4 protein-coding genes are annotated in these 13,165 nt (G+C 72.3%); all 4 read left to right on the top strand.

What is annotated here, in order from left to right; translation table 11 throughout:
* The 4 genes from AB0I88_RS24505 to AB0I88_RS24490 are packed head-to-tail and all read left to right on the top strand — an operon-like array spanning position 1 to position 13,164.
* Positions 1-894, top strand: coding sequence for a kinase (locus AB0I88_RS24505; RefSeq protein WP_361028802.1), 894 nt, complete (start codon positions 1-3; stop codon positions 892-894).
* Positions 895-896: 2 nt separating this feature from the next.
* Positions 897-3,173, top strand: a complete 2,277-nt coding sequence (locus AB0I88_RS24500) for a pyridoxal-phosphate dependent enzyme (RefSeq protein ID WP_361028799.1) — start codon at positions 897-899, stop codon at positions 3,171-3,173.
* Positions 3,170-6,451, top strand: a complete 3,282-nt coding sequence (locus AB0I88_RS24495; protein WP_361028796.1) for an AMP-binding protein — start codon at positions 3,170-3,172, stop codon at positions 6,449-6,451. The genes AB0I88_RS24500 and AB0I88_RS24495 overlap by 4 nt, the downstream gene beginning before the upstream one ends.
* On the top strand, positions 6,451-13,164 hold the full coding sequence (locus tag AB0I88_RS24490; RefSeq protein WP_361028793.1) for an amino acid adenylation domain-containing protein: 6,714 nt from the start codon (positions 6,451-6,453) through the stop codon (positions 13,162-13,164). Before AB0I88_RS24495 ends, AB0I88_RS24490 begins: the two co-directional genes overlap by 1 nt.
* The last annotated feature ends 1 nt before the right edge of the window (position 13,165 follow it).

The following is a 13,165-nucleotide window of genomic DNA, read 5'->3' as shown; positions in this document are numbered from 1 at the left end:
GTGGCTCACGGAACCTTCGGCGAACTGCTGCAAGGAGTACTACCGGACGGCGACCTCGACTTCCTCGTCACCTTTCCGATCACCCACACCTCGGTCGCCCGGTTCGAGGCCGACCCGACCCGCCCGGACGTCGTGGTCCGGCCACCCCACAAGATCAAGTCACGGTTGCTCGCCGAACGCATCCTGCGGACCCACGGCCGCACCGGCGGCGCGCTGACCATCACCACCACCCTGCCCGAGGGCAAAGGGCTCGCCAGTTCCTCCGCCGACCTGGTGGCCACCGCCCGGGCGGTCGGTGAGGCGATGGGGCTCCGCCTGCTCGAACAGGACATCGAGTCGTACCTGCGCGACATCGAACCGACCGACGGCGTGATGTATCCGGGGATCGTCGCGTTCTACCACCGCGAGGTGCGGCTGCGCGAACACCTCGGCTACCTCCCGCCGCTCACCGTCGTCGGCCACGACAGCGGCGGCATGGTCAACACCGTCGTCTTCAACCGATCGAAGAAGCCGCGCAGCGACGGCGACAAACGCGAGTACCAGCTGCTGCTCGACCGGCTGGCCGCCGCGATCCGGGCCGGTGACCTGGCCACGGTGGGCGCGGTGGCCACCCGAAGCGCCGAGATGAACGCCACCCAGTCGCCGCGCCGGCATTTCGGCGACCTGCTGCGCATCTGCCGGGACGTCGGCGGGCTGGGCCTGGTCCTCGCGCACAGCGGCACCAACCTCGGCATCCTGCTCCCCGGCGACGCCACCGAACACGCCGACGAGATCAACCACATCCGCTCCGCTTGCGCCGCGTTCCCCGGAACCGTGTCCGTCTACCGCTCGCTCGGCCCGCAGGACCGGCGATCCGGCCAACCGCGCGCAACCGCCGACCACCCAGGGACGTGAGCATGCTCTTCAACAGTGTGGTCGACACCATCGGACACACCCCTCTGGTACGCCTCCGGATTGACGAGGCGCCCGAGGTCGAGGTCTACGCGAAGCTGGAACTCCAGAACCTCTTCGGGATGAAGGACCGGGTCGCCCGGAACATGATCCTCGAGGCCCGGCGGACCGGTGCCCTGCGCCCCGGCGCACCCATCATCGAGAGCTCGTCCGGGACGATGGCGCTGGGCATCGGCATCGTCGGCACCGCCCTCGGCCATGACGTGCACATCGTCACCGACCCCCGGATCGACACCGTCACCCTGGCGAAGCTGCGGGCGATGGGCTGCCGGGTGCACGTCGTGGAGGCGATGAGCGGGCAGGGGTGGCAGAGCGCCCGGCTGGAACTGCTGGACCGGCTGATCACCGACCTGCCCGGCGCGTTTTGGCCGCAGCAGTACAGCAACCCCGACAACCCGGGCGCGTACCGGCTGCTGGCCGCCGAGATCCTGGACGATCTCGGGCCGATCGACGTGCTGGTCGGCTCCGTCGGCAGCGGGGGATCGCTGTGCGGCACCGCCCGCGCCCTCCGGGCCGTCCATCCGGAGCTGCGAGTGGTCGGTGTCGACGCCGTCGGCAGTGTCCTGTTCGGGCAGCCCGACCTGCCCGGCCGGTTGCAGAGCGGCCTCGGCAACAGCCTGCTGCCCAAGAACCTGGACCGCCGCCTGATCGACGAGGTGCACTGGCTCAACGATGCCGAGGCCTTCGAATCGACCCGCGATCTGGCCCGGCAGCAGCAGATCTTCGGCGGCAACACCTCGGGATCGGTGTACCGGGTGCTGCGCCACCTGGCCACCCGGGCCCGGCCGGGCACCCGGATCGCCGGCATCTTCCCGGACCGCGGCGACCGGTACACGGACACCATCTACAGCGACGACTACTGGGCCCGGCACGGTCTCGCCGACATCGGGACGGCCGCCGATCCGGAGACGGTGGAGCCGCGCCGGGTGGTGCGCCGCTGGTCCCGCAGCACCCGGGACGGTGACGGCACCTCCGGGCTGACCCAGCATCTGCTGTTCGTGGAGTCCAACACCACCGGGACCGGCATGCTGGCCCTGCACACCGCCCGCCGTCTCGGGTTCGTGCCGGTCCTGCTGACCGACGACCCGGACCGGTACGCCGGACTGGCCGGCGCCGACTGCGAGGTGCTGGTCTGCGACACCGGCACGGTGGCCGGACTGCGCCGGAGCGTTCAGGACCGGTTCCGCCGCGAGGAGATCGCCGGAGTCACCACCACCAGCGACTTCTACGTGCCGATGGCCGCCGAGCTGACCACCTGGCTGGGACTGCCGGGCAACCCGGTGGACGCGGTCACCACCTGCCGGGACAAGGCGGCGTTGCGGCGTGTGCTGGACGCGGCGCACGTACCCCAGCCGCGGTTCGCCACGGTCACCGAGGCCGGCGCGGTGGACGCGGCGGTGGCCGCGGTGGGCCTGCCCTGTGTGGTGAAACCGGCCGGTGAGTCCGGCTCCACCGGCGTGCTGCTGTGCGCCACCCGGCAGCACGCCGAGGACCAGGTGCGCGACATCCTGGCCGTCCGGGTCAACGCCCGGGGACTGCCCGCGATCCGCACCGCGCTGGTCGAGCAGTACCTGAGCGGCGCCGAGTACAGCGTGGAACTGTTCACGTGGAAGGGCGAGACCCGCTGCATCGGCATCACCGAGAAGTCGGTCACCGGCTTCCCGCACTTCGTCGAGCACCGGCACGTCTTCCCGGCCGCGCTGTCCCCGGTGGTCGCCGCCCGGCTGGAGAGCACCGCCCGCGACGCGGTCCGGGCCGCCGGCATCGAGAACGGGCCGACCCACACCGAACTGCGCCTCACCGACGACGGCCCGGCCGTCATCGAGGTCAACCCGCGACTGGCCGGCGGCATGATCCCGGAGCTGATCCGGCTGGCCACCGGCACCGGGATCCTCGAACAGCAGCTGCGGGTGGCCCTCGGACAGGCGCCGGAGCCGGTCGCCGAACCGGTCCGGTACGCCGCCATCCAGTTCCTGCTGGCCACCCGGGAGGGCCGGCTCGACGGGGTGGACGGGACCGCGGAGGCCCGCGCCGTCGACGGCGTCGAGCACGTGGCCGTCACCGCCCGGCCGGGGGCGACGGTACGCCCGCCCCGGGACGCCTACGACCGGCTGGGTTACGTCATCGCCTCCGGTGACTCACCGACCCAGGTCACCAAGACGTGCGCGGAGGCGATCATCCAGCTGACCGCCCGGATCCGCGCGGAGGGGACGACACCGTGAGTTTCGCCTCGGTACCCGACGCGCTGTCGCACTGGGCGCGGACCCGGCCGGACACCGTCGCGTACACCTTCGCCGGCGCGGACCTGGCCGTCCGGCACCGGGTGACGTACCGGCAACTGGAACAGGCGGCGCTGACCGTCGCCGCGGACCTCGGGCGCCGGACCCGCCCCGGTGACCGGGTCCTGCTGCTGCTGCCACCCGGCTTCGACTACCTGGCGGCGTTCCTCGGTTGTCTCCACGCCGGGGTGGTCGCGGTGCCGCTCTACGCGCCGCGGCCCGGGGCCAAGCTGGAGCGGATCGAGGCGGTGGTCCGCAGCTGCCACCCGGCGCTCGCCCTCACCACCGAGGAACTCGCCACCGACGTGAGGGCGGCGATCCCCAGCCACACCGTCACGGCCGCGCTGGCCGGCGCGCCGTCGCCGGCCCGGCCGGCCGCTCCGGACGGCGACGCCACGGCCTTCCTCCAGTACACCTCCGGGTCGACCGGCCGCCCCAAGGGCGTCATGGTCAGCCATCGGAACCTGGTGGCCAACCAGACCGCGATCATCGACGGTTTCGGGGTACGCCCGGACGACGTCATCCTCAGCTGGCTGCCGATGTACCACGACATGGGGCTGATCGGCACCGCACTGCTGCCGCTGTTCCACGGCGTGCCGGCCGTTCTGCTCGACACGTTCGCCTTCGTCCACGACCCGATGATCTGGCCGATCGCGATCGAACGTTTCGGGGCCACCTGCTCCGGCGGGCCCAACTTCGCCTATCAGCTGATCGTCGACCGCTACGACGCGGACCGGCTGGCCGGGGTGGATCTGAGTGGCTGGCGGATCGCGTTCAACGGAGCGGAACCGGTCAACGCCCGGACACTGCGTGAGTTCGCCGCCCGCTACGCCGGCCACGGTTTCACCGGCGACGCGCTCCACCCCTGTTACGGGCTGGCCGAGGCGACGTTGTACGTGGCCGGATCCGAGCCGGGGGCGGGATTCCGGTCCGGCCTGTTCGACCGCGCCGCCCTGGAACGGGGACGGCTGCTGCCGGCGGTGCCCGAGACGGCGCACCCGGTGGAGTTCGTCGCCTCCGGCACCGCGGCCCTCGACACCGCGATCGTCATCCGCGGTGACGACGGCCGGAGCCTGCCGGACGGACAGGTGGGGGAGATCTGCGTACGGGGTCCCGGCGTCGCGCACGGCTACTGGGGTGATCCCGAAGCCACCGAGAGCACCTTCCGAGGCCGGGTCATCGGCCGTCCCGGTGGGTGGCTGCGCACCGGTGACCTGGGCGCCGTGCACGACGGCCGGCTGTATCCGGTGGGCCGGAGCAAGGACCTGATCATCGTCGCCGGGCGCAACTTCCACCCGTACGACGTCGAGAACGCCGGATCCCGTGCCTCCCGGCTGCTGCGGGCGGGTGCCGCGGCCGCGTTCCAGCCGGACCCCGATGACCGTGCCGTCGTCCTGGTCGTGGAGGTCACCCGGGAGGCCGTTGCCGGTCTGCGCACCGACGGGCCGAAGGCGCGCCGGCTGGTCGAGGCGGTGCGGCGGGCCGTCGCCACCGAGTGCGACCTGCACCTCAGTGAGGTCGTCCTGCTCTTCCCGGGCTCGCTGCCGAAGACCTCCAGCGGCAAGATCCGCCGGGCCGAGTGCCGGAAGCGGCACCACGAGGGGGCGCTGCGGCCGATCCGGCGTCCCGCCGTCACCACCGAGGCGGCGCCGGACACCCCGGACACCCTGGACGCCACCCTGCGGCGGCTCGCCGCCACCCACCTGGGCTACGAACTGACCGAACAGGACCGTGGGCGGCCACTGGCGGCGCTCGGGCTGGACTCGCTCAAGCTGGTGGCGGTCAAGAACGGTGTCGAGCGGCATCTGAACCGGCCGGTCGACGCCCGCCTCTTCTACGGTGACCGCTCACTGGCCGAGATCGCCGAGCGGATCGCGGCGCTTCCGCCGCACCTCGCGCCGGAACCGTCCGGGACCGGTGCCGGACCGGGCGCCCATCCCGCCGCCGACGGGCAGGTCCAGTTGGCGTTCTACGACGAGCTGCACCCCGAGGACACCGCCAACATCCTGACCACGGCGGTACGGATCGGGCGCCGCCTGGACGCCACCGAGATCCGGGCCGCCGTCGCCGGGGCGGTCGGCCGTCACCCCGCCCTGCGGACCGTGCTGGGCGCCCTGGGCAGCGGCACCCAGGTCGTACGGGAAAAGCCTGATCTGGAGCTGGAGGTCCTGGATCAGGACCGTGCGGATCATCGGGCGGCCCGCGATCTGCTGTCCGGTGTCGCGTTCCGGCGGTTCGCGCTCACCACCGGACCGCTGGTCCGGTTCGCCGCCGTCCGCGCACCGGACAGCACGACGCTGCTGCTCGCCTGTCATCATGTGATCGCCGACTACTGGTCGCTGCGGATCGTGATGAGCGAGATCCTGGCCGATCTGCTGGGTGGCGAACGGGAGCCCGGCACACCGGCGACCGCGATCGAGTGGGCCACCGCGACCGCCGCCGGGACCCGGCAGCAGCTGGACGACCTGACCCGGCGCTGGTACCCGCTGCGGAACCTGCTGCTGTTCCCGGCGGCACCGGTCCGTCGGCGGCGCAATCCGGCCGGTGTCATCGACTTCGACATCGACAGCAAAACCACCCTTCGCCTGTACGACCACTGCCGGTCGCACGGCTACACCCCGTTCACCGGTCTCGCCGCCGCCTACCTGCGCGCCCTGCACCGGGAGAGCGGGCACGACGAGATCGTGATCGGGACGCCGCACCACGGGCGCACCGACTGGCGGTACGCCGGAACGGTCGGCTACCTGGTCGACATGCTGCCGCTGTACGGCGATCTCCGGGACGGCGACGAGATCGGTGACCTCACCCGGCGCACCTGGCGGGAGCTGCACACCGCGCTGGAGACGGCACACGTCCCGCTGGCCCGGCTGATCAAGGAGCTGTCCCCGGAGCGGCACGGCCAGCATCCGCTGTTCCAGGCGACGCTGACGTTCCAGCAGTCGGCCGATGGCCGGCTCGACGACGGATTCGCCATCCCGTCCAGCGGATGCCGCCAGACGTACCACGGTGTCGAACTGACGGCCGTCGACCTCCCGCCCCGGGACACCGCGTTCGCGGTCAGCCTGTACGGCGCCCGGCACGGCGACCGCCTGGTGTTCCGCCTCCAGTACCAGCGTGACCTGGTCGGCCCGGACGTCGCGGACCGGGTGTGCGAGCAGTTCCGGGCCGGTCTGCGGGAGCTGACCGCGCCCACCCTTGACGGATCCTCCGGAGGTTTGTGATGACACCGCACTCGACCCAGGACACCACGCCGAACACCGTCGAGGACCTGACGCGGGCGTTCGCGGCGACGGTGGCGGCCCATCCGGAGCGCGTCGCGGTCACCGACCCGGAGCGCAGCTGGACCTACCGTGAACTGGACGACGTCGCCGGCCGGCTGGCCACGGCGATCCGGCGGAGATCGCCGGATCCGGCCCGCCCGGTGGGGATCCTGCTGGAACGCTCGGCGTGGCTGGTCGCCGCGGCCCTGGCCGTGCTGCGCACCGGCGCCGGTTACGTGCCGCTGGACCCGCTGACCCCGGACGCGCGGCTGCGGCTGATCACCGACGACGCCCGGCCCGCCGTGATGATCACGTCGCGGGCGCTGGCGGGGCAGGTCCCGGACGGTGTCACCGCCGTGCACGTGGACGAACCGCTGCCGGAGGCCGGCCCGGACCAGCCCGGCGCCGCCGGTGGGGACAGCCTCGCCTACGTCATCTTCACCTCCGGCACCACCGGCCGGCCCAAGGGCGTCCAGGTGTCGCACCGCAACGTGCTGAGCCTGTTCACCGCCGCCGGGCAGCACTACGACTTCGGTCCCGGCGACGTGTGGTCGCTGTTCCACTCGTTCGCCTTCGACGTCTCGGTCTGGGAGATGTGGGGCGCGCTGCTGCACGGCGGCCGGCTCGTGGTGGTGCCCGCGGACACCGCGAAGGACCCGGCGGCGTTCTGGCGGCTGCTGCACGGCGAACGAGTCACCGTGCTGAGCCAGACGCCCACCGCGTTCCAGCAGCTCTGGCAGCAGGACGCCCGGTCCGCGGAACGGCTGCCGCTGCGCTGGGTCGTGTTCGCCGGAGAGCCGCTGTACTTCTCCGACCTGCGGGCCTGGGTGGGCAAGTACGGCGACGAGGCGCCCCGGCTGGTGAACATGTACGGCATCACCGAGACGACCGTGCACTCGTCGTACCGCCGGGTCCGCGCCGAGGATCTGCGGGCGGGCGTGTCACTGATCGGCACGCCGCTGCCCGGCACCGGGTTCCTGCTCCTGGACGACCTGGCCGAGGTCGCCGACGGAGAGATCGGGGAGATCGTGGTGACCGGTCCCGGCGTCAGCCTCGGCTACCTGAACCGCCCCGACCTGAACCGGGAACGCTTCGTGGACCTGCCCGGCGGCCGGGGCGTGGGGTACCGCTCCGGCGACCTGGCCCGGTTCACCGGCACGGAGTTCGAGTACCACGGCCGCAAGGACGACCAGGTCAAGATCCGTGGCTTCCGTGTCGAGCTGGGCGAGATCCGCGCCGCCCTCGCCGAGGTTCCCGGGGTCGGCCGGGCCGCGGTGATCGCCACCACGCAGGCCGCACCGGGCAGCCCGCTGGTGACACCGCGCTCGGTGTCCGCCGAGATCACCGGTATCCGCCGGCTGATCCGGGGCGACGACCGCCGGCGGGCCGCGACCGCGGACACCACTGTGCGCATCGTCGCCTACGTCGTCCCCACCGGCGAGCTCGACCCGGGACGGCTCTTCGCCGAACTGCGGCAACGCCTTCCGCACTACATGATGCCCGCCTTCGTCGTCCCGGTCCCCGACCTGCCGATGACCGCCAACGGCAAGATCGACAAGGCGCGGCTGCCGGCCCCGACCGTCGCCGGAAGCCTCCGCGAGCCCACCACCGCCGACCCTGCCGGAACCGGGCCGGCCGAGACCGTCCGTGCCCTGATCACCCTTTACGAGGACGTCCTCGAGATGACCGGGGTGACCGAGAACGACTCGTTCTTCAGCGTCGGCGGCGACTCCATTCTGGCGCTCACCCTGCGGGCGAACGCCGAACAGCGCGGGATCGCCCTGGAACTCGCCGACATCTACGCGCTGCAGACCCCGGCGGCGCTCGCGGCGGTGGCGGGCCGGGCCGGGACCGTGCACGAACCGGTCGCGCCGCTGAGCCAGCTCACCCCGCCGGACCGGGACCGGATCGCGGCCGACGACACGATCGAGGACGCCTACACGGTCGGTGTCCTGCAAGCCGGCCTGCTGTTCCACAGCTCCTACCTGCCCGGCGTCAACATGTACTGCGACGTGTTCTCGTTCCGGATCCGGGACTCCTACGACCACGCCGCGATGGAACAGGCCATCACCCGGCTGGTCGACCGGCACGACATCCTGCGTACCTCGTTCGACCTCACCGGATACAGCGAGCCGCTGCAACTGGTGCACCGCACCGCCACCGTCCGGACCGGGCTCACCGACCTGAGTCACCTGCCGCCCGCCGACCGGGAGGCCGAACTGGCGGCCTGGCACGAGCGGGAGAGACGCGTCCCGTACGACTGGGCGGTCGCGCCGCTGTCCCGGTTCCACACCCACGTGCTGGGCGACCGGGAGTTCCTGTTCTCGATGAGCTTCCACGACGCCCTGCTGGACGGGTGGAGCGAGGCCTCGCTGATGACCGAGTTGCTCACCGACTACTGGACGGTCAAGAACGGCGGGGCGCGGGAGCCGAGGCCCCGGACGGCACGCCGCTACGCCGACTTCATCAGCCTGGAACGGCGGGCGCTGCACGACCCGGAGGCGGCGGCGTTCTGGACCGCCGAACTCGACGGGGTGGAGCCGGCGCTGCTGCCCCGGCTGGTCGACGACCCCGGCGACGTACACGAGGGCACCGTGGGTTTCCTCAGCGTCGACATCGATCCGGAACTCTCCGGTGACCTGGACCGGGTCGCCCGGTCCTGTGGCGTCACCGCCCGCCACGTGCTGATCGCCGCGCACGCCCGGGTGGTGGCCACCCTCACCGGACGCGACGACGTGGTGCTGTCGGTGATGTCCAACGGGCGGCCCGAGGACTCCGGCGGGTCCGAGGTGTTCGGCCTGCACCTGAACATGGTGCCGTACCGGCTGCGGACCGCGGGTGCCCGATGGAACGACCTGATCCGTGCGGCTCTGGAGAAGGAGACCGAGCTTCTGCCGGTACGCCGTTACCCGCTCGCCGAGATCCAGCGGCGGATCGGGATCCGCGAGCTCACCGACATCAGCTTCAACTACACCCACTTCCACAGCTACCAGCGGCTCGCGGCGAACACCGGCCTGGAGGTGCTGGACGCGCACGCGTACATCCACACCAACTTCACCCTGCGCGCCGAGTTCAACCGCGACCCCTTCACCGGGCTGCTCGCGCTGGACCTGGAAGGCAACCTGAAACGGGTCTCCGAGACGCAGCTGCGCGACATCGCCCGGCTGTACCGCAGCACCCTGGCGAGCATCGCGGCCGGGGTGCACCGGGCTCCCACCCGGCGGGAGCTGCTCGGTGACGAACAGTGGCGCGCCCTGGTGGCGGGGTTCGGGGACCCGGCGCCGGTGCCGCTGAGCGCCCACGGCTGGTTCGAGGTGTTCGAGCGGGCCGCCGTGACGTACGCCGACCGGACCGCCGCCGTCTGCGAGGGGCAGAGCCTCAGCTATCGCGAGCTGGCCGAGCGGGTCGCCGGACTCGCCGGCCACCTGCACGAGCTGGGTGCCGGACCGGGCACGGTGATCGGGCTGGGCGCGGGCCGCGATCTCGACTTCCTCACCGCCGCGATGGCGATCATGCGGCTCGGCGCGGTCTACCTGCCGCTGCCCGACGGCCCGGCACCCCGGGTGGCCGGCATGCTGCGGACCAGTGAGGCCGCCTTGGTGCTCACCGCGGACACCTTCGCCGGGGCGCTCACCGCCGCGGCCGCCGGGATCCCGGTGCTGGACCTGGGCAAGGCCCTGGCCGAATCGGCCGGGCTGCCGCCGTACACCGGCCCGGTCCCGGGCGGCCGGGACAGCGCCTACGTCACCTTCACCTCCGGCTCCACCGGTGAGCCGAAGGGCGCGCTGATCCGGCACGACGGCATGCTCAACCACATCGAGGCCAAGGTCGAGGCGCTCGGCATCACCGCCGGTGACCTGCTGTCACAGGACGCCGCCGCCACGTTCGACATCTCGGTGTGGCAGATGCTGGCGCCGCTCGGGGTCGGCGGGACCACGGTGATCTATCCCGACGCGGTCAGCCAGGACCCGCCCCGGCTGCTGCGGGCGCTCGCCGCCGACGGGGTCACCCTCCTGGAGGTGTCCCCGTCGGTGCTCGCGGTGATCAACGCGGAACTCGGCTATTACGGCGTGGACGCCTTCCCCGGCCTGGCCCTGCGCTGGGTGGTCTGCGCGGGCGAGGCACTGCCGCCGAAGACGGTCAACACGTTCCGGCGGTTGCTGCCGGACGTGCGCTTCCTCAACATGTGGGGCGCCACCGAGATCTCCGACGACGTCACCCACCACGAGGTCGTCGAGGACGTCGACGAGCGGATCGCGTCGGTGCAGCTGGGCCGGCCGATCCGCAACGGCGCCGTCTACGTCCTGGACGGCAACCGGGAACCGGTGCCGGTCGGCACCCCCGGCGAGCTGTACGTCGGCGGCATCGTCGTCGGCGCCGGCTACCTCAACGACCCGGAGCGCACCGCCGAGGCGTTCGTGCCCGACCCGTTCCACGACGATCCGGAGATGCCCGCCTACCGCACCGGCGACCGGGCCCGCCAGCTCCCCGACGGCGGCTACGAGTTCCTCGGCCGCATCGACAGCCAGCTCAAGATCCGCGGGCAGCGGGTCGAGATCGGCGAGATCGAGGCCGCCCTGGCCGGATTCGACGACCTCCAGGAGAGCGCCGTCATCGCGCGCGCCTTCACCGAGTCCCGGGGCAAACAGCTCGCCGCGTTCTACGTGCCGAAAGCCGATGCCGGGGCCGGCCACCCCGGGCCGGACTCGCCGGTGGCGCGCCTGGACGTCACTCCGGCGGAGATCCGCGACCGGCTCGGCGCCGTACTGCCCCGGTACGCCGTCCCGGACTTCCTGATCCGCGTCGACGACCTGCCCCGCAACACCAACGGCAAGGTCGACACCAAGGTCCTGGCCACCTGGGACGTGGGCGCCCTGAGCAGCGCGCCGGAGGCGGACGAGGAGGAACCGGCCACCCCCACCGAGACCGTGGTGATCGACACGTGGGCGTCGGTCCTGCGCCTGGACCGCCGGCCCGGCCCGGCCACCGACTTCTTCGACCTCGGCGGCCACTCCCTGCACGCCACCCAGGTGATGGCCCGGCTCCGCGACCGCTACGGCACCGACCTGTCGGTGCGGGCCCTGTTCGAGAACCCGACACCGCGGGCCCTGGCCGCCCTGCTCGACAGCCGCGCCGGCACCGTCCGGCCCGGCGACCTGGCCGCCGTCACGATCCCCGCGCGGCCGGACGGCACCACGGAGTTCCCGCTCGCCGGCAACCAGGCCAGCCTGTGGTTCCTCAACCAGGTCGACCCCGACGACCGGTCGTACGAGGGGACCACCCTGCTGCTCCTCTCAGGTCATGTCGACGTCGACGCCCTCCGCCACGCCGTCGACACGTTGGTGGACCGGCACGAGATCCTGTCGGTCCGGTTCCTGGTCCGCGACGGCGTCCCCGTCCAGGCACCGTCGCCCGGGGCCCGGATCCGGCTGGAGACCGAGCGGGTCACCGGTGTCGCGGCGGAACCCGGAGCGCGTACGGCGTACGTCCGGCAGCGGGCCGGCGACCGGCGCTTCGACCTGGAACACGGACCGCTGGCGACGATCCGGCTGTACTCCTTCTCCGACACCGAGCACGTCCTGGAATGGAGCACCCACCACGTCATCTCCGACGGCTGGTCGATCGACGTGGCGATCCGGGAGATCACCGAGGTCTACCTCGCGCACCGGCAGGGCCGATCACCCCGGCTGCCCGACCTGACCGTCCAGTACGGCGACTACGCCCTCTGGCAGCGTGGCCACACCGAGTCCACGGCCCGGCGAGACGGCGAGTTCTGGCGTTCCTACCTGGACGGATACCCGGGGGAGCTGGCCCTGGTGACCGACCACGAGCGCACCGAGGACCGGGCCCGCACGCCGGGCCGGGTCACCCGGACCTGGGACGAGGAGACCACCGCCGGTCTGGCCGCCTTCACCCGGGCGCACCGGACCACCCTGTTCATGGTCGTCCAGGCAGCCACCGCGGTGGTGCTGTCCCGGTTCGCCCAGCAGTCCGACGTGGTGCTGGGCACCGGTGTGGCCGGCCGGGCGGTTCCCGGCACCGAGCACCTGCTCGGCTTCTTCACCAACACCCTGCCCTGCCGTTACCGCCTGGAAGCCGGCGACACCGCCACCGAACTGCTGCGGTCGGTCACCGCCAGCGCGCTGACCGTGCTGGAGCACCAGCTCACCCCGTTCCAGGAGATCGTCCGGACCGCCGAGGTCGCCCGCCGGCCCGGCGTGCCGCCGCTGGTTCAGGTGCTGGTCACCGTGGACAACTACCCGATGGACCTGCCGGAGCTGCCGGGGCTGAGCCTGACCCTGGACCAGCTGCCGCCGCGGACCAGCCTGTTCGACCTGCTGCTGCGGTTCCTGGACGGCGACCGGCTGCACCTGGACGCCCAGTTCGACGCCACCCTGTTCACCGAGGCCACCGTGGCCCGGCTGGTCAGCGCGGTGGCCCGGGTGCTCGACGTGTTCCGTACCGAACCGGACCGCAACCTCGCCACGGTCTCGCTCACCACCGAGGAGGAACACCGGCGCCTGACCGCGATCTGGGCCGAACTCACCGGCGCCCGCCTCGACTTCGCCGACCAGCGGCAGACGGCCTCGGCGGCCGAGTCGCCGCACTGGCCGGCGTTCGTCGGCCGGGTGGAGGCCGACGGGCTGTTGCCGGCTCTGCTGTTCGTTGTCTGAC

Source organism: Actinoplanes sp. NPDC049802 (assembly GCF_040656595.1).
In the GTDB taxonomy this organism is placed as follows: Bacteria; Actinomycetota; Actinomycetes; order Mycobacteriales; family Micromonosporaceae; genus Actinoplanes.
The sequence above is the reverse complement of the archived record's forward strand: the minus strand, read 5'-3'. Positions and strand labels throughout refer to the sequence as shown.

What these genes read in the sequence shown, in the direction of transcription:
- AB0I88_RS24500 (WP_361028799.1), top strand. Translation starts at nt 897, where the DNA reads ATGCTCTTCAACAGTGTGGTCGACACCATCGGACACACCCCTCTGGTA.
- AB0I88_RS24490 (WP_361028793.1), top strand. Translation starts at nt 6,451, where the DNA reads ATGACACCGCACTCGACCCAGGACACCACGCCGAACACCGTCGAGGAC.